General features: G+C 39.4%; 19 protein-coding genes and 1 pseudogene. 13 read left to right on the top strand and 7 right to left on the bottom strand.

Annotated features, from left to right (window positions below):
- Positions 1-340 precede the first annotated feature (340 nt).
- The 3 genes from mnmG (at position 341) to tsaE (ending at position 4665) form a co-directional block, all read left to right on the top strand.
- The gene (mnmG, locus tag PALPR_RS10470) at positions 341-2215 is read left to right on the top strand and encodes a tRNA uridine-5-carboxymethylaminomethyl(34) synthesis enzyme MnmG (RefSeq protein ID WP_013445596.1); all 1875 of its coding nucleotides are present in this window, start codon (positions 341-343) and stop codon (positions 2213-2215) included.
- 106 nt (positions 2216-2321) lie between these two features.
- Entirely contained in the window at positions 2322-4139 is a 1818-nt protein-coding gene (uvrC, locus tag PALPR_RS10465) for an excinuclease ABC subunit UvrC (RefSeq protein ID WP_013445595.1), read from the top strand.
- A gap of 85 nt (positions 4140-4224) precedes the next feature.
- On the top strand, positions 4225-4665 hold the full coding sequence (gene tsaE / locus PALPR_RS10460; RefSeq protein ID WP_013445594.1) for a tRNA (adenosine(37)-N6)-threonylcarbamoyltransferase complex ATPase subunit type 1 TsaE: 441 nt from the start codon (positions 4225-4227) through the stop codon (positions 4663-4665).
- Positions 4666-4910: 245 nt separating this feature from the next.
- On the opposite strand, the gene PALPR_RS10455 is transcribed toward tsaE, so the two are convergent.
- Both PALPR_RS10455 and dusB read right to left on the bottom strand, forming a co-directional pair.
- Positions 4911-6941 (bottom strand): M13 family metallopeptidase, encoded by a 2031-nt coding sequence (locus PALPR_RS10455; protein WP_013445592.1) that lies wholly within the window; start codon positions 6939-6941, stop codon positions 4911-4913.
- 41 nt (positions 6942-6982) lie between these two features.
- Positions 6983-8008: a tRNA dihydrouridine synthase DusB gene (gene dusB, locus PALPR_RS10450; RefSeq protein WP_013445591.1), complete on the bottom strand. Its 1026-nt coding sequence runs from the start codon at positions 8006-8008 to the stop codon at positions 6983-6985.
- 100 nt (positions 8009-8108) lie between these two features.
- Between dusB and PALPR_RS10445 the strand changes: the two genes are divergently transcribed.
- Together PALPR_RS10445 and PALPR_RS10440 are read left to right on the top strand one after the other, a co-directional pair.
- Entirely contained in the window at positions 8109-8963 is an 855-nt protein-coding gene (locus tag PALPR_RS10445) for a hypothetical protein (RefSeq protein ID WP_013445590.1), read from the top strand.
- A gap of 126 nt (positions 8964-9089) precedes the next feature.
- Positions 9090-10328 (top strand): peptidase U32 family protein, encoded by a 1239-nt coding sequence (locus PALPR_RS10440; protein ID WP_041620894.1) that lies wholly within the window; start codon positions 9090-9092, stop codon positions 10326-10328.
- A 31-nt stretch (positions 10329-10359) separates the two neighbouring features.
- Here the strand turns inward: PALPR_RS10440 and PALPR_RS10435 are convergent.
- From PALPR_RS10435 to PALPR_RS10420, 5 genes and pseudogenes are all read right to left on the bottom strand, one after another.
- Positions 10360-10728: pseudogene (locus tag PALPR_RS10435) on the bottom strand (VOC family protein); the annotation flags it as partial.
- 12 nt (positions 10729-10740) lie between these two features.
- Positions 10741-11157 carry a helix-turn-helix domain-containing protein gene (locus tag PALPR_RS15440; protein ID WP_013445588.1) on the bottom strand — a complete coding sequence of 139 codons (417 nt, stop codon included), beginning with the start codon at positions 11155-11157 and terminating at the stop codon, positions 10741-10743.
- A gap of 382 nt (positions 11158-11539) precedes the next feature.
- A complete protein-coding gene (locus PALPR_RS10430; protein ID WP_013445587.1) occupies positions 11540-12106 on the bottom strand; it encodes a hypothetical protein in 567 nt (188 codons plus the stop codon).
- A 57-nt stretch (positions 12107-12163) separates the two neighbouring features.
- Positions 12164-13093 (bottom strand): quinolinate synthase NadA, encoded by a 930-nt coding sequence (gene nadA / locus PALPR_RS10425; RefSeq protein WP_013445586.1) that lies wholly within the window; start codon positions 13091-13093, stop codon positions 12164-12166.
- A gap of 520 nt (positions 13094-13613) precedes the next feature.
- Positions 13614-14435 carry an SDR family oxidoreductase gene (locus PALPR_RS10420; protein WP_041620893.1) on the bottom strand — a complete coding sequence of 274 codons (822 nt, stop codon included), beginning with the start codon at positions 14433-14435 and terminating at the stop codon, positions 13614-13616.
- A gap of 121 nt (positions 14436-14556) precedes the next feature.
- Between PALPR_RS10420 and PALPR_RS10415 the strand changes: the two genes are divergently transcribed.
- The 8 genes from PALPR_RS10415 (at position 14557) to PALPR_RS10380 (ending at position 24202) form a co-directional block, all read left to right on the top strand.
- Positions 14557-15534, top strand: a complete 978-nt coding sequence (locus PALPR_RS10415; protein WP_013445584.1) for an NAD-dependent epimerase/dehydratase family protein — start codon at positions 14557-14559, stop codon at positions 15532-15534.
- Positions 15535-15551: 17 nt separating this feature from the next.
- Complete coding sequence (locus tag PALPR_RS10410; RefSeq protein ID WP_013445583.1) at positions 15552-16766, top strand: aspartyl protease family protein; 1215 nt, start codon at positions 15552-15554, stop codon at positions 16764-16766.
- Between the two features lie 187 nt (positions 16767-16953).
- A complete protein-coding gene (locus tag PALPR_RS10405; protein WP_013445582.1) occupies positions 16954-19569 on the top strand; it encodes a DUF5686 and carboxypeptidase regulatory-like domain-containing protein in 2616 nt (871 codons plus the stop codon).
- Positions 19570-19746: 177 nt separating this feature from the next.
- On the top strand, positions 19747-19905 hold the full coding sequence (gene rpmH / locus PALPR_RS10400) for a 50S ribosomal protein L34 (protein WP_013445581.1): 159 nt from the start codon (positions 19747-19749) through the stop codon (positions 19903-19905).
- A 186-nt stretch (positions 19906-20091) separates the two neighbouring features.
- Positions 20092-20925, top strand: a complete 834-nt coding sequence (locus PALPR_RS10395; RefSeq protein ID WP_013445580.1) for a PASTA domain-containing protein — start codon at positions 20092-20094, stop codon at positions 20923-20925.
- Positions 20926-20945: 20 nt separating this feature from the next.
- Positions 20946-22016, top strand: coding sequence for an RluA family pseudouridine synthase (locus tag PALPR_RS10390; RefSeq protein WP_013445579.1), 1071 nt, complete (start codon positions 20946-20948; stop codon positions 22014-22016).
- Between the two features lie 122 nt (positions 22017-22138).
- Entirely contained in the window at positions 22139-23116 is a 978-nt protein-coding gene (locus PALPR_RS10385; protein WP_013445578.1) for a D-alanine--D-alanine ligase, read from the top strand.
- A gap of 108 nt (positions 23117-23224) precedes the next feature.
- Complete coding sequence (locus PALPR_RS10380; protein ID WP_013445577.1) at positions 23225-24202, top strand: polyprenyl synthetase family protein; 978 nt, start codon at positions 23225-23227, stop codon at positions 24200-24202.
- Positions 24203-24260 lie beyond the last annotated feature (58 nt).

Here is a 24260-nt window from a genome sequence, read left to right as displayed (position 1 = left end):
ATGAAATAATTCAATTATAATTTTCTTTACTGCATAAATCCTTACAATTTTATAACTTTGCAGCCCTAAACATTAGGTATTTACCCAACGTTATAAGGGCGCTTAATGTAAGAAAGAATAGTAAAACGGGAATATATCAGCGTCAGTTGAAAACTCCGTAGGAGTTTAATGTCAATAGCCCCCGGTATAGCTTGCGAAACCGGGGGTAAATAACAAAACAGACACCAACCCCGTAGCGGGTTGAACATTAGAGAAGAAACTTCCAATATGGTGCACGTTGAAACCTGATCTATCTTTCCTGAATTGGACATTGATAATTTACAACTGATAATTATAAATAATGGATTTTAAGTACGATGTAATCGTTATCGGTGCAGGCCATGCCGGAAATGAAGCCGCCTGCGCAGCAGCCAACATGGGTTCAAAAACCCTTCTCATCACCATGGACATGAACAAAATAGGTCAGATGAGTTGCAACCCCGCCGTGGGAGGAATAGCCAAAGGACAAATTGTGCGCGAAATTGATGCGCTCGGCGGTCAGATGGGTATCATTACCGACCGCTCCGCCATACAATTTCGGATGCTCAATCGCTCCAAAGGACCCGCCATGTGGAGTCCCCGCTCGCAGAGCGACCGCCATCAGTTCATCCAACACTGGATTAGCACCATCACCAACATCCCTAACCTCTACGTTTGGCAGGACACCGTCAAAGAACTGGTGATTGAAAACGGCGAAGTCACCGGACTAATCTCCGCTCTTGGGGTTCATTTTCGTGCCAAATCCGTAGTGCTTACCGCCGGCACATTCCTTGGCGGACTCATGCATTTTGGCAAAAACCAACTTGTCGGAGGTCGAATTTCCGAACCGGCATCGTTCGGCATTACCGAACAACTCAAATCTATCGGTTTCACCACCGACCGTATGAAGACCGGAACCCCCTGCCGTATCGATGGACGTAGCATAGATTTTTCCAAAATGAGCGAACAAAAGGGAGAAAATGACTTCCACAAGTTCTCTTTTCTGGAAGAAGCCAAACGGGAATTGAAGCAGGAAAGTTGTTGGATCACCAACACCAACCAAACCACCCACGACGAACTACGCAAGGGTTTGGCCGATTCTCCCCTGTTCAACGGACAAATTCAGAGCATCGGGCCCCGTTATTGCCCCAGCATCGAGACCAAAATTGTTACCTTTGCCGATAAGATTTCGCACCAGTTATTTCTCGAACCCGAGGGTGTCGATTCGCAGGAATACTATTTGAATGGTTTTTCCTCTTCTCTCCCACTCCGTGTTCAGATTGATGCTATACATACCATACAGGGTTTGGAAAATGCTCAACTCTTCCGCCCGGGCTATGCCATCGAGTACGATTTCTTCGACCCCACCCAGCTAAAACATACGCTGGAAACGAAACGAATCAAGAATCTTTTCTTTGCAGGACAGGTAAACGGAACCACCGGATACGAGGAAGCAGGCGGACAAGGACTCATTGCCGGTATCAATGCACACATTAATTGTATGGGTGGAAAAGAATTTACCCTCGCCCGCAACGAAGCATACATTGGCGTTCTCATCGACGATTTGGTTACCAAAGGAGTTGATGAGCCTTACCGCATGTTCACTTCGCGCGCCGAATATCGTTTGATTCTTCGTCAGGACGATGCCGATGTTCGCCTCACCGGCAAAGGATACGAAATAGGATTGGCAACAAATAACCGATTCCAACAGCTGAATACCAAAATTGAGAAGCAAAACATCCTCACCGAGTTTATCAAAAACTACTCCATTAAGCCAGCATTCATCAACGAATTTCTTGCTTCGCGCAATTCGTCCGAACTAAAACACGGATGCAAACTGAGCGATTTGGTTCTTCGTCCGCAACTTTCCATCGAAGATTTGTCCGAAGCCATCCCTGCGTTGAAAGAAAAAATCGAAGCGATTGGAAGCCGCAAAGAAGAAATTGTCGAAGCCACCGAGGTTTTGCTCAAGTACGAAGGCTACATAGAACGCGAGAAATTAATTGCCGACAAGCTCCAACGATTGGAACATATCAACATTCGCGGACGCATCGACTACAATACTATTCAGTCCCTTTCCACCGAAGCACGCCAGAAACTTTCGAAGATAGATCCCGAAACCATCGGACAAGCTAGCCGCATTCCGGGCATTTCACCGAGCGATGTAAACATATTACTGGTGCTGCTCGGACGATAAAAACAACCAATTGTTTCACGTGGAACAAATCAAATCAACCGAAAAAGCAAAGAAACGAAACAAGAAAGCAAGTTGTTCCACGTGGAACAAACCATAAATAAACCGCATGAAATCGAATAATACATTAAAAGAACAGGTAAATGCACTACCGGACAAGCCGGGAGTGTATCAATATTTTAATGCCAACGACGAGATCATCTATGTAGGCAAAGCTAAGAATCTAAAGAAACGGGTTAGCTCCTACTTCAACAAAGTACACGAACAGGGTAAAACTAATGTGCTCGTAAAAAATATTGTCTCGCTAAAATACATCGTCGTTGAAACCGAAGAAGACGCGCTGTTGCTTGAGAATAATCTGATAAAACAATATCAGCCCCGTTACAATGTTTTGCTCAAAGACGGTAAAACCTACCCAAGCATTTGCATTACCAACGAACCTTTTCCCCGAATATTCAAAACGCGAAATATCTATAAAAATGGCGGGCAATACTTCGGTCCGTATAGTTCTACTTTTACCATAAACTCTTTGTTGGAAATCGTGCACGACCTCTTCCCTATCCGTACCTGTAAATGGATGCTAACAAAAGAAAATATTCAGGCGGGTAAATTCAAAGTCTGCTTGCAATATCATATTCACAAATGCAAAGGACCGTGCGAAGGAAAAGAAACGGAAGCAGAATATAAACTGAACATTGAACAAATACGTCAGATCATTCAGGGTGACGCCAACGAAATAAGCAAAATGCTGCTGGAGCAAATGCAACTGTTAGCATCCGAATATAAATTTGAAGAAGCGCACCAACTAAAACTAAAATACGATTTAATAGAAGGCTATAAATCGAAATCCATAATCGCCAACACGGTGGTAGAAAATACGGATGTGTTTGCATACGATGAAAATGAAAATTCCGCCTATGTAAATATTTTGCGTATTGCTAAAGGATCGATCGTCCAGGGCTACACCATCGAGTACAAAAAACGGCTCGACGAGCAAAAAGAGGATTTGCTCTTAATGGCCATTGTAGAATTGCGTGAACGCTTTCAAAGCAAGTCAAAAGAAATAATCGTGCCGTTCAAAATGGATATTCCGATAGCAGGGATAACAGTTACAGTTCCGCAACGCGGCGACAGAAAAAAACTGTTAGACCTTTCTCTGCAGAATGTTCGTCAATACAAACTTGACAAACTCAAGCAAGCCGAAAAACTAAATCCTGATCAGCGAGCAATTCAATTGCTGAAAACAATTCAGGAAGCGCTGCACCTCGACAAACCTCCGTTAACAATTGAATGCTTTGACAACTCCAACATTTCCGGATCGGATGCAGTAGCTGCCTGTGTCGTTTTTAAGAAAGCTAAACCATCGAAAAAAGATTACAGAAAATATAACATAAAGACGGTGGTTGGTCCGGACGATTATGCATCGATGAAAGAAGTAGTTCGTCGGAGATACAGCAGAATGTTAAACGAAGAATCCCCCCTACCCGACCTCATCATTGCTGATGGTGGCGTAGGGCAAATGGAAGTGATAAGACAGGTAATAGAAGATGAGTTAAAAATTTCTATTCCGATTGCAGGACTTGCTAAAGATAGCAAGCACCATACCCGGGAACTTCTTTTCGGATTTCCCGCAAAAGCAATCGGTCTAAAAATTAACGACCCACTTTTTAAACTTCTGGCATCGATGCAGGACGAGGTGCACCGGTTTGCTATCAGCTTCCATCGCGACAAGCGCAGCAAGTCACAAACAGCTTCCGAGCTCGATACGATAACGGGAATTGGAGAAAAAACAAAAAATGACCTGATAAAGCATTTCAAAAGCGTAAAACGCATTAAAAGTGCCAGTTTGGATGAGCTTACGGAAGCGATTGGAAAAAGCAGGGCTTCAATAGTTTATAGCCATTTTAAGGCAAACGAAAGCCTCTGAGAATCGAATATTTGATTTTTACCGTATCTTTGCACGTAAATAATGCATCCTAAAACATGAATTATAAGTAGAAAAAAAGGATAAAATGTCAATGAGTGAAAAAATAGAAAAAACAGAACTGGAAATTCAGTCACTGGGTACGATACACAAAACCGCACAAGAATTTATTGAGCTGATAGGCAAAAACACAGTTTTTGCATTTAACGGAAAAATGGGTGCCGGAAAGACAACCTTCATCAAAGCCATTTGCGAAGTTATGGGTGTTAAGGAAACCGTGAACTCTCCGACATTCTCTATTGTTAATGAATATGAGAGTGCAGATGGAAGGATAATATTTCATTTTGATTGCTACAGGATAAATAAAGTACAGGAAGCACTTGATTTCGGTGCAGAAGAATATCTTTACAGCGGAAACCTCTGCTTTATCGAATGGTCGGAAAATATAGCTCCTATCCTACCCGAGTCAATAGTCAATGTGGATATTGAAGAAACAGAAAACGGAAAAAGAAAAATAACGATTGTATAATGAATTTAAAACAAAAGAAAAATGAAACAAAAAAAGAAAAGCTCTGTAATGAAGCAGGTGAAGGCTGCACGCAAGCAAAGCCGTGAAGAAGAAATTCGAACGTACGGAAAGTTGATAAATTATCGAAAGGTTATGACCAGCAAAAAGCAGTATAACCGCAAAAAAAATAAGGCAGACGATGAGGTTCTGCCTTATTTGTTATATGACCTTATCACTACAGTGAAAAGGCTGTTCGAAGGGTTGTCTTACCAGATAGAAACACGCTTTTCTACAGGCACAAACATAGGATCTCCGGCTTTGATACCGAATGCACTATACCATGCTGAAATCTGTGGAAGAGCGCCGTTTACACGCCATTTACCCAATGAGTGAGGATCTGATTTAGTGCGTTTCAAAATTTCTTCTGGACGTACATTTCCTGCCCAAACATTTGAATAAGCCAGGAAGAAACGTTGTTCAGGAGTAAAACCTTTTTCTTTCTTAAGCGGAGATAGCGCTGTGGCTTTCTTGAATGCCTGATAAGAAATCTGTAATCCTCCGTGGTCAGCTATGTTTTCGCCCAAGGTAAATTTACCGTTTCCATGCACACCCGGAGCTACATAAATAGAATCGAAAAAGTCAGACATTACTTTAGCACGCAATTCGAATTTTTTTCCATCTTCTGCTGTCCACCAGTCTTTCAAGTTACCTTCTTTATCAAACTGACGACCCTGGTCATCAAATCCGTGAGTCATTTCATGGCCAATAACAACGCCGATAGCGCCATAATTGAATGCATCATCAGCTTTCATGTCGAAGAAAGGATATTGAAGAATTCCGGCAGGGAAACAAATTTCGTTGGTCGACGGATCGTAATATGCATTCACCGTTTGAGGAGTCATTTGCCATTCTGTTTTATCTACTGGTTTGTCGGCTTTAGCAAAACGGTAAGTATGTTCAAACTTATTGGCTCTTTGTATATTAGCGTAATAAGAATCCTTGTTGATATCCAAAGCGGTGTAATCTCTCCACTTATCAGGATAACCAATCTTAACATAGAAAGCTTTCAGTTTTTCATTAGCTTTCACCTTGGTTGAATCGCCCATCCATGGTAATGCATTGATGCGCTCACCAAGTGTAACCTGCAAGTTATGAACCAGCTTAAGCATACGCTCTTTAGCTGCAGCAGGGAAATATTTCTTTACATACATTTGTCCAACAGCTTCACCTAAAATACCGTCAACAGTACTTACAGCGCGCTTCCAACGAGGTGATTGTTCTTTCTTACCGGAAAGAGTCTTTCCATAAAAATCAAAGTTTTGAGCATAAATATTATCACTCATATACGAAGCAGCATCATCGATAAGTTTCCATTGCAAATAAGCGATATGCGCAGATATAGGCTCTGTAGTAAGCACTTTACCAACTTCAGTCAACGATTCTTTTTGCGAAACGCTGATATCTTTTATATTCTTTAATCCCAAAGAATTAAGATATGCTGCCCAATCAATCTCAGGCACCAACTTTTGTAAATCGGCAACAGTCATTTTATTATAATTGGCGTGTGGGTCGCGTAATTTTACTTTGTCGTAAGCTGCTGTTGCAAGACGTGTTTCGATTCTCAAAACATCTTCCATATTCTTTTGTGCGTCAGATGATGTAAAACCAACCAATTCGAACATTTTGACAATATGCGCTTTGTATTTGTCCCTAATGTCTTTAGTATTAGCATCATTTTCAAGATAATAATCACGCTGTCCGAGACTTATACCACTCTGATAAGTCTGAACCAGATTAAGGCTGCTGTTCATTGGATCGGCTCCAACATAAATAGAAAAATAAGGATCGAGACCTGATAGCACCAATTCTGGTGCAAGTTTAAGAATATCAGCAACAGTCTTAATCTGAGCTATACGCTGCAATTCATTCTTGATAGGCTTATATCCATCGGCATTGAGTTTGGTGCTGTCCATAGCCAGGCTGTAGATATCGCCTATTTTTTGAGCAACTGTACCTTTGGCAGCCGGTTTAGCGGCTAGACCTTCAATTAAACCGCGAAGCTGTTTGCGATTGTTTTCGGCCAACATATCGAAACTTCCAAAACGTGAATATTCACCTGTGAGTGGGTGGTTTTTCATCCAGCCACCGCAAGCATACTGATAAAAATCGACATGTGGTGAAACCGAAGGGTCGAGGTTTTCCAACTTAATACCCGGGCTTAACGGGGTTTTCTTTTGTGCATAGCCAGCTGTCATCATAAGCATTAATGCAAAAGTTGATAATAAAATTTTCTTCATCTTAAAATTATTTGAGTGATATATAATTGAAAATAATAACATTAAAGAGAGTGTTCGGGTTCACGAACAGAATCAATTATTCTGAAAAGTTCATCCAGATTTTCGGCACGAAGCATTGCAATACGGGTTTCTTTAAAGTTTGGAATACCTTTAAAAACGGGCGTAGCAGCCAGATGTCGACGACTATGGATAATTCCTTTAAGTCGCTGATTACTTACGCTTTCGATAGCGGTATTGTCATCAATATCAAGCCAACGAACGGAAGCAATAATATGCTCTTTCAAAATATTCTTTTGTTCTTCAAACGTGAGAACAGGATGTATTTCACCAGTTTGAAAATACTGCTTCATCTCTGCAAAAACCCACGGACGACCAATAGCAGCGCGCCCCACCATGACCGCATCAACCCCATATCTGTCAAAACATTCGGCTGCACGTTCGGCAGTAGTTACATCACCGTTGCCGATGATAGGAATATGCATACGCGGATTATTTTTCACCTCACCAATCAATGTCCAGTCCGCATCGCCTTTGTACATTTGCGAACGGGTTCGCCCATGGATAGCCAATGCTGCTATACCACAATCCTGTAGCCGTTCAGCCAGTTCAACAATCACCTTACTGTCTTCGTCCCATCCCAGTCGGGTTTTGACCGTTACCGGTAGATTTACAGCTTTGACCACCTCCGAAGTTATCTGAAGCATTTTCGGGATATCACGTAAAAGCCCCGCTCCTGCCCCTTTACCGGCTACTTTCTTTACAGGACATCCAAAATTCAAATCAATAAACTCCGGACAAGCTTCAGCTGCAATTCGCGCTGCTTCGGCCATGGCATCTGCTTCACGTCCATAAAGTTGTATAGCCACGGGGCGTTCTTCGTCGTATATCGTAAGTTTCTGTTCGGTACGCTTAACGCTACGAATAAGCGCGTCTGCAGAGATAAATTCCGTATAAACCATATCTACTCCGAAACGCTTGCATAAAAGACGAAATGCCGGATCGGTAACATCCTCCATAGGAGCCAAAAAGAGCGGTTTATCTGGAAATTCTATGTTTGAAATTTTCATGTTTATGCAAAAAATAGATACAAAGGTAGGAAATATTTTTAAGGTATAAATTGTGGATACAATTATCTATCTTTGCATCGAAATTTCTAGCGTGCAATAAATGAAAAAAAATCTGATTCTTTTGTTGGTAATAGTTTGTCAACAAGGTATTTATTCCCAAGTTCGTTATTCGAGTTCTTGGTTTGGTCCTAATGCAAATCCGGTTCCTGAATTTACCGATGCCACCATTCCTTCCAAAACAACTATCAGTTTAATGGGTGATTATTATTTTGGGCATGGTGACCTTACCAAAAACGGATATATTAAAGTGGATATTCCCTTGATTCCTGAGTGTGTTTCGTTCAAAATATGGTCGTCCGTGCTGGAGCATTATCAAACAACAGAAGAAGTGATGCAAAACCGCGGTGCAAGTAAAACAAGCGGATCGGAAATTGGGGATATTTATGTTCAAACAAGGATCAGACTTTGGAAAGAACAAAAAAACCGTCCGGAAGTTATATTGAACAGCACATTAAAATCCGCTTCGGCAAAATCATACGCTACCCGACGCTATTTCGATACGCCGGGCTATTATTTTGATGTAGAAATGGGAAAATCATTTTTCACTAAAAGCAGTTTTATCAGTGAAATAAGATTAGTGGCCGATGCAGGTTTTTTATGCTGGGAAACAACCAATAGTGCGCAGGATGATGCACCAATGTACGGTGGAAAAATCATACTGGGCAATCAAGACTGGAAACTGGAAAACACGCTGTCCGGCTACTGGGGTTGGAAAAATTTGAAGGATAAAACCTATGGTGATGTTCCGTTGGTGTATAGTGTGAAACTCATTAAGCAAAGCAAAAACCTGAATTATTTCGCACAATATCAGTATGGAATTCATGATTTTCCATATAACCAAATACGTGTTGGCATAAGTTTCACATTGAGTAAACTAACCCCTAAGTTTAAATGACCCCTAAAGGGGAATAAGATTAAAACATTCTACTTATTTATAAAAATGAATCAAGAAAACATACAAGACGAAGCTAACTCAATTCCCCTTCAGGGGCTTGGGGTTCTTCGCTCTGAAATAGAAATAATGGCTCCTGCCGGATCGTGGGAAAGTCTGTCGGCAGCCATCAAAGCGGGTGCCGATTCGGTGTATTTTGGCATCGAAAAGCTGAATATGCGCAGCAAATCCAGCAGCAATTTTACAACAGAAGACTTGCGCAAAATAGTTGCCATCTGTAACGAAAATAAGGTAAAAAGCTACCTGACCGTCAATACCATTTTGTATGATAACGATTTGACCTTGATGCGCGAAATTATCGACGTAGCCAAAGAATCGCAGGTTTCGGCCATTATTGCTGCCGATGTGGCTGCCTTGATGTATGCCAACAGTATTGGTGTAGAGGTACATCTTTCTACTCAGCTGAATATTTCAAACGTCGAATCGTTGAAGTTTTATGCCCAATTTGCCGATGTGGTGGTACTGGCTCGCGAACTGAATATGCAACAGGTTTCGGAAATATACCAGGCCATTATCAACGACAATATTCGTGGAAAAAGCGGTGAACTGATCCGTATCGAAATGTTCTGCCACGGTGCGCTTTGCATGGCTGTTTCGGGTAAATGTTACCTCAGTCTGCACGAGAAAAACGTATCGGCCAACCGCGGTGCCTGCAACCAGATTTGCCGCCGGGGTTATACGGTAAAAGACAAAGATTCGGAGATAGAGCTGGAGGTTGATAACGAATACATCATGTCGCCAAAAGACCTTAAAACAATTGGTTTTGTAGACGAAATGCTGAAAGCCGGCGTACGTGTTTTCAAAATAGAAGGACGCGCACGTGGAGCCGAATACGTAAAAGCCGTAGTGGGTTGCTACAACGAAGCCATTGAATCGTACCTCAACGGGACGTTTTCAGACGAGAAAGTGGCCGAATGGGACAACAGGCTCAGCAAAGTGTTCAATCGTGGATTCTGGAACGGCTATTACCTCGGACAGCGGCTCGGAGAATGGAGCAAGAACTACGGCTCGGAAGCCACCCACAAAAAGATTTATGTGGGTAAATGTACTAACTTCTTCCAAAAACTGGGTGTAGCTGAGTTTTTACTGGAAGCTCAATACCTGGAAGTGGGCGACGAAATACTGATTACCGGCGAAACGACCGGAGCTTACGAAGACACAGTAAAAGAAATACGCGTGAAGCTCGAACCAACGCATAAGGTAGAAAAAGGAACGTATTTCTCCATGAAAACAAACGAACTTATACGACGGAACGATAAATTATTCAAGATAGTTCCAACGGAACATGGCACAAAAAAAGCGGAGTAATATCCGCTTTTTCTTTCTTCCTAAAAGAGTATTATTTAGGAGCAAACATTTCGTCCGAGAGCTTTTGCATTTCTTCGAAACTAACGGCTTTTTTATGGGTTGCAATCATCCATTTATACCCAAACGGATCCATCACCTGCCCTACTCTATCGCCGTAAAATGCATCTTCAATAGGCATAACCACAGTAGCACCTGCATCAATCGCTTTTTGAAACACTTTATCAACATCTTTAACATACAATCCTATACATGTAGGATTTCCACCAATTGTCAAAGGACTTTTATTGCCCCATTCCAGATTTTCATCGGACATCATAAGTAGTGAACCTTCAATTTCTATTTCGGCATGACCAACTTTTCCATCAGGCATTTTTAATATGCCAAGCTCTTTGGCATCGAACGCTTTTTTATATTACACCCAACTCGGCTTGCCCATCCCTTTCCGCATCATAAACCGATAAAAGCCCGAATAACTTCCAAATCCGAGACGTTTAGCAGTTACTCTTAATTCTTTGTTTTTCTCTTTTAGCAGGTCGTTAGCCATAAGGAGAACATACGCTTCCGTGAAATCAGAATATTTCATACCGGTAAGTGTAAAGATAGTAATACACATTTGGGTTCGTTTAATACCCAATAAAGCTGCATGATAATTGCCCGTGCGAATACCATGTTGGTGAAAATTATTTACAAAAGCATCCAAAAAAGCATTCCCTGTGGGTCGGAAACCGGTAGTTGGAACTTCGGTTGAGCTGTCGGCTTCCATTGTCTCAGGTTGGTTCATGTTGATGTACAAATCTGCTGGGGTGTACTGTTTGAATGTTGCGTTCATACGATGATAATTTAAGGTTATTACTTTGCAAAAATAACAATAATTTTTATACAAAATAATAATGTATGAACTAAAATATTGCGATTCGTATATCACTGACAATATCCGAAAACGCGGAAATTACCGTTGATCGCTCATTAGCAATTTCCGAACAATAAAATATTGCCGCCGAGAGCTCAGTAGCACTTTCCGAGGGTTTGGAAAGTGCGAATGATATTTGATTGGCAATATCCGAAAATTCGGAAATTGCTGTTAGTATATCGTTGGCAATTCTACAAATTATTAAATGGCAAATGAAGTACGAACCGCAATAAATTAAAATACCGACTAAAATGAATCACTCATTTCAATCGGTATTTTTTTTATTTTATAGGTAAGTTTATCAAAATCTTTTCCCTATACACACCCCAATGCGTGGATAAGCATCATTTATATAATCTCCGAATAATCTTCCTACACCTGCATACACTTCACCTGTTAAGCCATTTCGAGCCAGCAATTTTACACCAATGGCTCCACCAAAACCAAAGTTTGTTTTGGAATTAGTATACAAAGGACCTTGAACGTAAGTGTTATTTACAAAGTACGATTCATAATAATTTTCTTTTTGACCCACCAATGCCATATTACCTTCGATGAAGAATCCTGATGCTTTTTTCTTCCCAAAATAAAGACGATAATAAGGTAATGCATACCAACGCATAGACATATCTTCTGTTTTTTCGAGCGAAACAGATCCGGCTAACCCTACACCCATATTATCTTCTATAAATCTCTCGTAATTTAACTCAGGAAATCCGATTATAGAAGTTGCAATATTAATTCTCAATTCGTTATTATCACGTTGATTAATTGAAGGAGAAGTAATAGTAGAACTGCTGTTTTCCTGACTAAATAGATTAAGAGCAATTACGCAAAAAGACAGACAAATGATTAATTTTTTTTTCATTGAAAGTAAAGTTTGAAATATTATTGATTTAAATTTAATTATTACAGAGGAAGATTTTTAGCTCATCTCCAGCATTCTCAAAATTGGTTTTACTGCCTTAACTCGTATTTCTTCATCAATCAAAATCTCAGGAGTTTCATCTTTCAGACAGTTATAGAGCTTTTCGAGTGTATTTAAGCGCATAAAATTACATTCATTGCATGCACAGGTACTATCGTTTGGTGGAACCGGAATAAATTCCTTATCGGGATTTTGTTTTTGCATTTCGTGTAAAATTCCACTTTCGGTAGCTACCAGAAATGACTTTTTATCCGAAGCTGTGGCATAATTCAGCAAAGCTTGTGTACTTCCAATAAAATCGGCCATTATCAAAACGGTTTTCTTGCATTCGGGGTGAGCCAGTATCAATGAATCGGGATGCTCCGATTTTAATTTCACCAGTTTTTCAACAGAGAATTGCTCGTGTACATGGCATGCTCCGTCCCATAATAACATCGAACGTCCGGTGACACTGTTGATATAATTTCCCAGATTCCGATCCGGTCCGAAGATTAATTTCGCATCTTTGGGGAACTGATCCACTATTTTCTTGGCATTGGTTGAAGTCACCACCACGTCAGTTAGCGCTTTTACGGCTGCTGTGGTGTTTACATACGAAATAACCGTATGATCTGGATGTGCAGTAGTAAATGCTTCAAATGCGTCCGCAGGACAGCTGTCGGCCAACGAGCAGCCGGCATTAATATCGGGAACCAGTACTTTTTTCGAAGGAGAAAGAATTTTGGCTGTTTCGCCCATAAAGTGAACACCGCAAAGCACAATGATATCGGCATCGGTCTTTGCAGCCCATTGAGCCAAAGCCAGGCTATCACCTACGTGATCGGCTATATCCTGTATATCGCCCATTTGGTAGTAATGAGCCATGATTACGGCATTCTTTTCTTTTTTTAGTCGGTTTATTTCCGATATAAGTTGATTTTTGTCCATTTCAAAGTTTTCAAAAACACATTAATATTATTCTTCTAAATTTTTCAAAAAACCTTTTAAAGATAATAATAGGCTGTTAGTTTGGTTGATAAAAATATTGCATAAAGCTTGTATATTTCGTTATTAAAAATCCACAGAATTATATGAACATTTTAATATGAATTATTTCTTTCAAAATAAGAAAATTACAAACTTTATCAACACGCTGTTAATAACTGCAAAGTTAGAAAGTTTTTACGAATGACCCTGCTGATAAACTTCAAAAACTGGTTAAAAAGTATCCATTAAAAAAGTGCTAACTTATTTGGTGGTATCAAAACAATCGATAAGAGAAAAGAGTTTCCGAGCTACCAAATGAAGTTATAATATTTCTATCACGGGTTTTCACTAAGTTTTCAACAGGTTGTTGATAGGTTATAAGAAGGTATTTTCATCTTCCGAAAGCAATACGAAACAATATTCAATAAAAAAAGGCGAAGAGTAATTTCTTCGCCTTTTGATTATATATAAAAACGTGTATTTATCCGTAAAGTAACCCAACAACCCACAAACTAATTCGGGTAGGAAGAATTTTGAACAGCCAGCAAATAACTTTATATTGAAATCCGGGAACAACGGTTACTTTCATACTTTTACGCATGGCCTGATCTGCCATTTGTTTTGCTACTATCCGAGCCTCCATGCCGTTTTGCTCGTCTTTTTCCATTCTGCCTACGGATTTTTTCATTGTCTGATAGTAAACCGAATCGGTAGATTGAGATTTTTCAGCATATTTTCTGGCCGAAGTAAAATCGGTTTTGGTGTCGCCCGGTAAAATAGTGCAGCATTGGATGCCAAAAGGTTTTACTTCGATAGCCAAAGCCTGCATAAATATAGAAAGTGCTGCTTTTCCGGCGGAGTAAAATGCCTGAAACGGAATAGGAACCACAGCAGCAACAGACGAAGTGGCTATGACTTTTCCGTAACCTTGCGATCGGAATACAGGCAAGCAAGCATTAATAGTATTGACAGCACCAAAGAAGTTGGTTTCTAATTGGTAACGCATTTCTTCGTTCGACGTGTCTTCAATAGATCCGGCAATACCGTTTCCGGCATTACAAATTACAGCGTCCAGACGGTTGTTTTCTTTCAAAATTTGTGCTACTACTGAGGCGATTTCTTCAGGTTGATTGACATCCATTTTTACAGGAATCAACTCCCCTACTCCACTGGAAGCTTTTTGCGAATTTCCACCACGACGCGAAGCTGCGTATACGCGAACTCCTCTTTCCATAAGTTGAGTCGCAGCCGATAAACCAATTCCGGCACTGGCACCGGTTATTAATACTACTTTTGTTTCCATTAAATTAAAAAAAGATTTGGCTGCAAATATACTGATAATTAAATTCATTCTAATTTTTGGATAAAAAGAAATTGTATTAAAAGTTTGTTACTTTTGTAAATCATCATTTTATACAATATAAATGAAAGTTTTAGTTACTGGTGCTAACGGATTATTGGGTCATCATGTTGTATTTGAATTAGTAAAACGTCAACTTGATGTAAGAGTTATTGTCAGAAGTACAGAAAATATTTACTTTGATGTGGCTAAAACAGACGTATATGTTGGTAATTTTACTGATTATGAAAGCCTGAAACAAGCTGCTGCAGGATGTGATGCTATCATACACATTGCTGCTGTAACGGCTACTGATTTGTTGCATTACGAGGACTACAGCAAGATTAATGTGGATGGTTCAAGACTGCTTTTAAAAGTAGCCAATGAATTGAATATTAATAAAATTGTTTACGTTAGCTCTGCCAATACCATTGGATTCGGAACTGAACAAGAACCTGCGGACGAATGTTTTAATATTGAATTTCCATTTACAGAATCGTACTATGCGCAAAGTAAAGTAGCTTCTGAAAAATTGTTTATAGAAGCTTCTAAAAAGTCCAATATGCACGTGGTTATTATCAACCCGACGTTTATGATTGGGTCGTACGATACCAAACCCAGCTCAGGCAAACTGATGTTGATGGGTTATAAAAAAAGGTTGATGCTAATTCCCAAAGGTGGTAAAAATTTTGTTTCTGCACACGATGTAGCCGTTTCGGTTTGTAATGCATTGGTTGAAGGCCAGACCGGTGAGCGTTATTTGGCTTCTGGAATTAATCTTTCATTTAAAGAATTCTATTCACTTCAAATCCAAATTGAAAATTATAAGCAATATATTATTGAATTACCGGATTTTATACTAATTTTGGCAGGTAAAGCAGGTGATTTATTACGGAAAGCGGGAATTGCCACTGAGGTTTGCAGCATGAATCTGAGGCAATTGATGATAAAAGAATATTACCGGAATAGTAAAGCAAAAGCCGAATTACATTTACCGGAAACAGATTTAAAAATAGCCATAAAAGAAGCAATAGACTGGTTTAAAAATCACAATATGACGTAATTTTTCATGCTAACCTTATGAAAAAAGTCTTCACAATATTATTGTTTTTTGTTTATTTATTCGACTTTTCAGCTAACGCCAAATTAAAGCCAACAGAGTCCATTCCTTTCGAAATGGTGGGAAGCTATGTGGTTATCTCTGTAAAAATAAACGGCTCTTCAACCCTCAAACTTGTTCTCGATTCCGGGATAAGAAATACCATTATTACTGAATTAATGCCAACCGATAAAGTTTCGCTGAATTTTTCTGATGTGAAAGATATCATGGGACTGGGCGGAGGTAATACCCTGGAAGCTTTTACCAGTGATTTCAATACATTAAAAATAGGAAAAATACAACTTACCAACCGGACTGTCTATGTGTTGAAAGATGATGTGTTTAATTTATCAAAGCATTCGGGAACAAAGATAAATGGACTGATTGGCGTAGATTTTTTTCAGGACCACGTAGTAGAGATTGATTACAACAGCAGACGAATTAGATTTTATGACGCTGAAAAATTTGAAGCCCCGGCAGACTATGGAATGCTACCCATTTTTCTCGAATCGCAAAAAATGTTTGTTAAACTATCAGTTTTACAATCGGACAGTACTCGTAAAGAAGTACGAATGTTGGTAGATACCGGCGCTGAACTGAACGCCTGGTTTAAAACTTCGACCAAGGAATCGGTAAAAGTTCCTCCAAAATGGGTTCAGGGCACTATTGGAGAGGGTTTAAACGGTACGATAACTGGAAAATACAGCCACATACCTCAAATTTGTTTTGGTAACTATTGTTTAAAAAATGCCGTTGTATCGTTTCCAGATTCGGCCACTATAGCAAGTATTGTATCGAGTTCAAAACGAGATGGCACCATCGGGAGCCAACTATTGAGCCGTTTTAATTTATTTATAGATTATACTCATCGTAAGATATACGTAAAACCCAACAGACATTATAACAAGCCTTTCTCATATAATGTAGCCGGAATCGAAATTATTCAGTTTTTTCTGATTGCTCCGGTCATACAAGTGCTGGATGTTTGGGCAAACTCTCCTGCCGCTATGGCCGGTATAAGGAGAGATGATTATATAATCGAAATAAACGGAACCAGTACATTTCAGATGACGATTGGTGAAATAAGAAAGATCTTTGAAACGCCATCGAAACGCCCGATGAATCTTATCCTTAAACGGGGATCTGAAGAAATCCCAGTGAATATAGATATGAAAGATAAATTCAAGTCCTATTAAATATACGCAGTCACAGATGAATGTTAACATTTATCTGAAAGTATGATAAAAATTTAAATGAATATTGGTTTTATCCTCTAAAATTTAAATATAGCTAAAATTTAAATGGTTCACTTATCTTGTTAAGGTTTATTTGATTTAAAATCAATACTTTTGCTTCTAGTTATTATTTTTACTCTGAATAGTTATGAAGCAAATTATTCCCTGTCTTTGTTTTTTCCTGTTTTCTTTCACGTTTCTTTCAGCGCAGGTTCTGAAAGGAAAAGTAGTTAGCTCCAATGGCGAACCCGTTTCAAATGCCACTGTTTACATTCACGAAATTACCTCGGGCATTGTTGCCGACGAACAGGGAAAATTTCAAATTAAACTCAATCCCGGTACGTACACCTGCGATTTCAGATCAATAGGATTTGAAGCTCAGACGAAAACCATCGACATAAAATCTACCGGTGCCGAAATACAAATTGTACTCGTTGACAAGCCGTTAAATTTGAAAGAAGTAATTATTACCCGATCAAAAGAAGATCCGGCGTATCAAATAATGCGACAAGCCATTGCCCGTGCTCCTTTTCATTTATATCAGGTTTCTTCTTTTACTTCAGATAATTATTTAAAAGGAAGTGCCAAAATAGAGAAGATACCGGGATTGATGAAGATGATGATCAACGATAAAAAGATCCTTTCGCTTATCGGTAAATTGTTGGTGCTGGAGTCGCAGAACGAAATAAGCTATCAGTCTCCGTCCAGATATACTCAAAAAGTGATAGCCTATAAAAGTTCCATTCCCAAAGAGATGGAACCCAAGGGAGGTATCAGAATTCCTACGTCCAGCATTTACGAACCGGTTTTTATGGATGAAATTTCGCCGCTCTCACCTCAGGCATTTCGGTATTATAAATTTAAGCTGGAAGATATTTTTACGAGTGGAAATTATCAGGTAAATAAAATCAAGATTACTCCTAAAGTAAATAGCAGTAAGCTGTTTTCGGGATACATATATATTTTGAACGGAAACTGGAGCGTGTATTCTGTCGACTTTAGTGAGACGGAATTAGGCACCGTTACCCGCACAAAGATAGATTACCACGAAGTGCGTCCCGATGTGTTTTTGCCCATTACGTACGAAATGAATGCTACTATCGGAACCATGGGAGTAAAAGGATACGGTCGTTTTTATTCTTCGGTAAAATATAAGAATATAAAATTAAACGAATCGGCAAATCAGGCCAAAAGCCCCAAAATAATGGTAAAAGCCACTCAGCCAAGCCTATCGAAAAAACAGCAAAAGACACTTGATAAGATAACCGAATTATCAGCAAAAGAAAAAGTTACAACAAAAGATGCTATTAAACTGGCGCGGTTGTCGGCTTCGGTTATAGAGCCGGAAGAGTTGAAAGAAAGAAGAGAATCTCTCGAAATAAAAAATGTAGAGCTTGTAAAAATGGAAATCGATTCGATGGCCACAAAACGCGATTCTACATTCTGGGAAGATGTGAGAAACGTTCCCTTACAGGTTGATGAAGCTAAAAGTTTAAGCCAGAAAGATTCTATGGATTTATCGGGTTCGGTAAAAACTACAAATAATTCCATTGAGATTAATTTAGGTCGCTCAGGTCGGTCAAACAATTTACTTTCGGGAGGAAGTATCGGTTTAGGCGGTTCAACGCGTCTGCATTACAACGGATTGATGCAAGGATTATTAAAAGAATACAACTTTGTTGATGGTTTTTGGTTTGGGCAAACGCTGACGTTGAAAACCAATACAACGAAAACCAATTCGTTGAGCATTTCTCCATCTGTTTATTACACTACAGCGCGTAAATCTTTGGTATGGACTCTTGACGGTTCCTATCAATATTCCCCAATACGTAAGGGTTTATTCAGTTTTAGTGCCGGAAATACGTCTGAAGACATACAGCAAAGTAATGGTACATCCCGTTTTATCAATTCTGTTTCTTCTCTGTTTTTTGGCGATAATGTAATCAGATTTTATCAGCGCAAATATTTGTTTGCAGAAAATCAAATAGATATATCCAACGGATTGCGTCTTACGACAGGTGCTGCTTATGAAAACCGGCTACTTTTAAGTAATCAAACCAATTATCATTTCTGGGGCAACTCTCCCCGACCGAATTCTCCCTCGTCGGCTTATACAACCGATTTTCCGGAAAATTACGCGACTACTGTGTGGATGAAAATGGAGTATACACCTTTTTTCAGGTATCGTATCAGAGATGGTCGGAAAGAATATGTTAGCTCGGCCTATCCCACATTTACGGCTGATTATAAAAAAACAATGAATTTGCTAAATAAAACGGAGCAAGCATCATACGACAGATTAAGCCTCTCGGTGAGACAAAGTTTGAAACTTTCCGAATTTGACAAGCTGACGTATAATATCTCTGCAGGAACCTTTCTGACAAAAAAGAAACTCTATGCACCCGATCTGAAGTATTTTAGTACCAGCCCATTATTTATAACCGAAAAGTCCTTTGATGCAACTTTCAGCTTGTTGGACAACTATAGCAATAGTCATAGCAGATGGTTAGCAGCTCACGTAAACTGGAGCTCCGATTATTTATTACTCAAGCGGATAAGCTTTCTTCAGACCTATTTGTTTAACGAATCGTTGCAGGTACGATCCTATTGGAGTGAACAGAATAAGTCGCCATATACCGAAATAGGATACTCGATCGGATTTAGTAATTTAGGCCGATTGGGAGTTTTTGGAGCATTTGATGGGTCAAAATACAAAAGTACAGGCATTAAACTGAGCATCCCATTGTTTTTCTCATTCCGATAAAAGATAAGATTAAGCAGGTATTTGTGCTTTTTTACAGTTATTTGCCATAAAATAAAAAATTACTTTCTGAAAAACAGACAGAAAAAGTTATCAACAGTTTGCCATTTCGAAAAAAACATCTATTTTTGCAGTCCCAAAGTCAGAAAGAAAAAATAATAACGCAAAATACAAAAAGCAATGAAAAGGACATTCCAACCTTCTGTTAGAAAAAGAAAAAACAAACACGGATTTCGTGAAAGAATGGCAACAGCTAACGGACGCAGAGTATTAGCAGCCCGTCGTGCCAAAGGTAGAGCAAAACTTACAGTTGCAGATGAAGCACGTCACAAACACTAATCTATCTGCTAAAACAGTATAAAGAAAGTAAAGACTTCGGGTGAGTTTTTACTTTTTTTGTTTTTATACCCTTAAGAAGCAATAAATTCATTATTTTTGGCATTGATTCCACAATTCTAAAATTTCAGACTGAATTGCTATTAATCAATAACTTGTAACTCGTTACTCTTAACTTGTAACTATAATATGGATATAAAAAAATTTTGGAAAGAGACTTTTGGTGGATTTGTACTTAAAAATGTATTGATAGCCATTGGTATCATCGTAGCCCTGTCATGGATTACTCTTATCTGTGTTGATTTCTATACCCATCATGGCGAAGCAGAAGTGGTACCCGATCTAAGAGGTTCTTATGTAGAAGAGGCTGAAGTAATTCTTGCTAAAAAAGGCTTGTATCCTCAGGTTATTGATTCGGTGTATGTTCGGGATAAAAAACTGGGAACTATTATTGAACAGATACCTGCTCCTAATTCAACCCTAAAAAAGAATCGTCCGGTTTATATTATAATAAATTCGCGTAAAGTAAGACAGGTAGCTCTGCCTGAAATTAACGACGTATCGTACCGACAAGCAGATGTTATGCTTCAATCGGTTGGTTTGAGTGTCGCCAGCGTGGAGTATGCACCATCAGAATATAAAGATTTAGTATCGGAAGTGAAATTTCATGGAAGAACGATTTTGCCCGGAACCCGAGTTCCCGAAGGAAGCGCTCTGGTGCTGGTAGTAGGTAGTGGTTTAGGCGAATCATCGTCAACAGTTCCAACACTCAAAGGTATGGGACTCGATGCAGCTTCGCAAGAAGCAGTTGCAGCTTCATTCGTAATTGGTGCAGTAGAATATGATGTTCCACCTTCAGGAAACGAATCGCAATATATTATTTACCGACAACGTCCGGCCGCCGGTAGCTCTTCAGCTGCAGGAACCCGTATTGATGTTTATCTGACAAGAGATAAATCGCGGTTAAATGAAGTGTTTGAAGAAGATAAAAAGCAAGCGGAAACTGATGAACAGTTTTTCTAAACTTACATAATCATCAAAAAGTGGCAGACGATTTTTTTGAAGAAATAGAAGAGGATGAAGTAGATGGAGTGGGAGGGGAGCAAGAGCTTTTCGAGCATTTTCGTTTCGTTGTAGACAAAGGTCAGGCTATGGTGCGGATTGATAAGCATCTGGTCAACTGCATGTCCAATACCTCACGAAACCGAATTCAGGAAGCTGCCGATGCGGGAAATATACTTGTAAACGGGAAACCCGTAAAATCTAATTACCGCATTAAGCCTTACGATATTATAAGCATCGTACTGTCTTATCCACCATCACAGTTTGAAATTATTCCGCAGGACATTCCGATTAATATTGTTTACGAAGATGATGATATTATTCTGGTAAACAAACAACCTAATCTGGTGGTGCATCCCGGATTCGGAAATTTTGATGGAACCTTGCTTAATGCTATTGCATGGCATTTAAAAGACCATCCGGAGTTCGATGCCAATGATTCTCGTATAGGTTTGGTACATCGTATCGATAAAGATACTTCGGGGCTGATACTGATAGCTAAAACAGAAGAGGCAAAAGCACATCTGGGCAAGCAGTTTTTTAATAAAACTACCCAGCGACGTTACCATGCGTTGGTTTGGGGAAACGTGAAAGAAGATGAAGGAACAATTGTCGGAGCTTTAGCCCGCGATCCGCGCGACAGGATGTTATTCACTGTTTTTCCTGAAGGTGAAAATCCGCTCGCAAAGCACGCCGTGACCCATTATAAAGTATTAGAACGTTTTGCCTATGTCACCTTGGTCGAATGCCGGTTAGAAACAGGCAGAACTCACCAGATACGTGTGCATATGAAACACATAGGTCATACGCTTTTCAATGATGAGCGGTATGGTGGGCACATAATTCTGAAAGGAACTAATACAGCCATGTATAAAGCATTCGTAAAAAACTGTTTTTATATATGTCCGCGTCAGGCTCTGCATGCAAAAACGTTGGGTTTTGTACATCCTCGCACCGGTGAATTTATGCATTTTGAAAGCGAATTGCCCGATGATATGCAGGAGTTGATTGACAAATGGAGGAAATATGCAAAACTTTTGGCTGAAGAGTAAGAAACCCTAAACTCTGTAAGGGAACTGGGTTAGTTTTCGCTCTGATGTTTAGGAAAATATATATTGAAAAAGAATAATAACAATACTATTTAAACTCCCCTTTAGGGATTGGAGGTTATATTATGAAAAAAAATATTGCCATCGTAGCGGGTGGAAATTCGTCGGAAGTAGTAGTTTCGCTTGACAGCGTTGCAGGACTGTACTCGTTTATGGATAAAGAACGATATAATTTGTTTATCGTTACTATTGTAGGTTCGGTTTGGCAGGTGGAGTTATCAGATGATGAAAAAATTACGATTGACAAAAACGATTTTAGTTTTACAAAAAGCGGGGTTAAAACGCTCTTCGATTTTGCTTATATCACTATCCACGGAACTCCGGGCGAAAACGGAATTCTTCAGGGTTATTTTGAATTAATCGGGCTCCCATATTCATGTTGTGGAGTGTTGGCAGCTGCTATCACGTTCAATAAATTTACCTGCAACCAATACCTGAAAGGCTTTGGTGTAAGGGTTTCCGACTCATTGGTGCTGCGTGCCGGACAAACTGTTTCGGATGAAGAAGTAGCTCAGAAAATCGGATTTCCTTGTTTTGTGAAACCGAATGTAGGTGGAAGTAGTTTTGGAGTAACTAAGGTGAAAAGTATTGAACAACTTCAACCGGCTATTGAAAAAGCATTTACCGAAGGCGATGAGGTGATGATTGAAGCATTTATGTCCGGTACGGAAATAACTTGTGGTATTTACAAAACCAAAACTAAAACTCAAGTGTTACCGATTACTGAGGTTGTTCCGAAAAATGAATTCTTTGACTTCGATGCAAAATACAAAGGCGAAGTAGAGGAAATTACCCCTGCCCGTATAAGCACTTCGTTGACAGAACGCGTTCAGAAGCTTACCTCTGCCATTTACGATATACTTGGCTGTAAAGGTATTGTACGCATAGATTATATCATTTCAGAAGGAGATGTTATAAATTTACTGGAGGTAAACACAACTCCGGGTATGACTGCTACCAGTTTTATACCACAACAAGTGGCTGCTGCCGGTTTGGATATAAAAGACGTAATGACTGAAATTATTGAAAATGAACTAGTATAGTTACAAGGAGATGGTTACATGTTACGAGTATTGGTTTGTTGGAAAGATACAAAAAACTAAATACTACGGTCTTGTAACTCGTAACTTGTAACTCGTAACTATATAATTATGAAAACATTCGACGAAATAACTCAGCTAATAAGCTCTGAAATTGAGCAAATTAATTGGAGTAAAGAGCCGCGAGGGCTTTACGAGCCGATTGGTTACGTTCTTTCTCTGGGCGGAAAACGTATTCGTCCGGCGCTGACGTTGATGGCTTGCAATTTGTTTTCGGACGATGTTCAATCGGCCATGAATACTGCGCTGGGCATTGAAATTTTTCATAATTTCACGTTACTGCACGACGATATAATGGATCGGGCCGATGTTCGTCGGGGGCGCCCCACGGTGCACAAAAAATGGGATGATAATACTGCTATCCTGTCCGGCGATGTGATGCAGATAGCTTCTTATCAGTTTGTCACCAAAACTCCTGAAAAATACCTCAAAAAAACGTTGGATTTATTCTCCAAAACAGCTGCCGAAATTTGTGAAGGTCAGCAGTATGATGTTGATTTTGAAAGCAGAGATGATGTAAAAGCAGATGAATATTTGGAAATGATTCGACTAAAAACTGCTGTTTTGCTTGGAGCAGCTCTTCAAACCGGAGCCTGGATTGGTGGAGCAGGAGAGGAGGATGCACAATTGCTTTACGATTTCGGAATCAATATAGGATTAGCATTTCAACTGAAAGATGATTTGCTGGATGTGTATGGCGACGAGGCTACCTTTGGGAAAAAAATCGGTGGAGATATTTTGTGCAATAAGAAAACATACCTGTTGATTCATGCTCTTGAACTGGCTAAAGGAAACGAAGCAGAAGAATTACAAAAATGGCTCAAACTGGATAATGAAGATTTATCTGACGAGAAAATTTTAGCTGTCACATCGCTTTATAACAGACTGGGAGTTGATACCATTTGCGAAGATAAGATGCAGTATTTTTATAGTAAGGCCATCGCAAATCTTGAAAAAGTAGAGGTTTTGGACAATAAAAAGCACGAATTGAGAAAATTAGCTGAAAAATTAATGTTTAGAAACGATTAATTTTTTATCTTTGTCGGCAAGATTACAATTTTCAATTTATTAATACACAATTTTCAAT

Source organism: Paludibacter propionicigenes WB4 (assembly GCF_000183135.1).
GTDB classification, from domain to species: Bacteria; Bacteroidota; Bacteroidia; order Bacteroidales; family Paludibacteraceae; genus Paludibacter; species Paludibacter propionicigenes.
Note: the sequence above shows the minus strand (reverse complement) of the source record. Positions and strands in the feature narration are given on the sequence as shown.

What these genes read in the sequence shown, in the direction of transcription:
- PALPR_RS10385 (WP_013445578.1), top strand. Translation starts at nt 22,139, where the DNA reads ATGAAAAAAAATATTGCCATCGTAGCGGGTGGAAATTCGTCGGAAGTA.
- PALPR_RS10455 (WP_013445592.1), bottom strand. Translation starts at nt 6,941, where the DNA reads ATGAAGAAAATTTTATTATCAACTTTTGCATTAATGCTTATGATGACA.
- PALPR_RS15440 (WP_013445588.1), bottom strand. Translation starts at nt 11,157, where the DNA reads ATGAACGCAACATTCAAACAGTACACCCCAGCAGATTTGTACATCAAC.
- PALPR_RS10415 (WP_013445584.1), top strand. Translation starts at nt 14,557, where the DNA reads ATGAAAGTTTTAGTTACTGGTGCTAACGGATTATTGGGTCATCATGTT.
- PALPR_RS10440 (WP_041620894.1), top strand. Translation starts at nt 9,090, where the DNA reads ATGGCTCCTGCCGGATCGTGGGAAAGTCTGTCGGCAGCCATCAAAGCG.
- tsaE (WP_013445594.1), top strand. Translation starts at nt 4,225, where the DNA reads ATGTCAATGAGTGAAAAAATAGAAAAAACAGAACTGGAAATTCAGTCA.
- PALPR_RS10430 (WP_013445587.1), bottom strand. Translation starts at nt 12,106, where the DNA reads ATGAAAAAAAAATTAATCATTTGTCTGTCTTTTTGCGTAATTGCTCTT.
- uvrC (WP_013445595.1), top strand. Translation starts at nt 2,322, where the DNA reads ATGAAATCGAATAATACATTAAAAGAACAGGTAAATGCACTACCGGAC.
- PALPR_RS10420 (WP_041620893.1), bottom strand. Translation starts at nt 14,435, where the DNA reads ATGGAAACAAAAGTAGTATTAATAACCGGTGCCAGTGCCGGAATTGGT.
- PALPR_RS10395 (WP_013445580.1), top strand. Translation starts at nt 20,092, where the DNA reads ATGGATATAAAAAAATTTTGGAAAGAGACTTTTGGTGGATTTGTACTT.
- PALPR_RS10410 (WP_013445583.1), top strand. Translation starts at nt 15,552, where the DNA reads ATGAAAAAAGTCTTCACAATATTATTGTTTTTTGTTTATTTATTCGAC.
- PALPR_RS10445 (WP_013445590.1), top strand. Translation starts at nt 8,109, where the DNA reads ATGAAAAAAAATCTGATTCTTTTGTTGGTAATAGTTTGTCAACAAGGT.
- PALPR_RS10405 (WP_013445582.1), top strand. Translation starts at nt 16,954, where the DNA reads ATGAAGCAAATTATTCCCTGTCTTTGTTTTTTCCTGTTTTCTTTCACG.
- rpmH (WP_013445581.1), top strand. Translation starts at nt 19,747, where the DNA reads ATGAAAAGGACATTCCAACCTTCTGTTAGAAAAAGAAAAAACAAACAC.
- mnmG (WP_013445596.1), top strand. Translation starts at nt 341, where the DNA reads ATGGATTTTAAGTACGATGTAATCGTTATCGGTGCAGGCCATGCCGGA.
- dusB (WP_013445591.1), bottom strand. Translation starts at nt 8,008, where the DNA reads ATGAAAATTTCAAACATAGAATTTCCAGATAAACCGCTCTTTTTGGCT.
- nadA (WP_013445586.1), bottom strand. Translation starts at nt 13,093, where the DNA reads ATGGACAAAAATCAACTTATATCGGAAATAAACCGACTAAAAAAAGAA.
- PALPR_RS10380 (WP_013445577.1), top strand. Translation starts at nt 23,225, where the DNA reads ATGAAAACATTCGACGAAATAACTCAGCTAATAAGCTCTGAAATTGAG.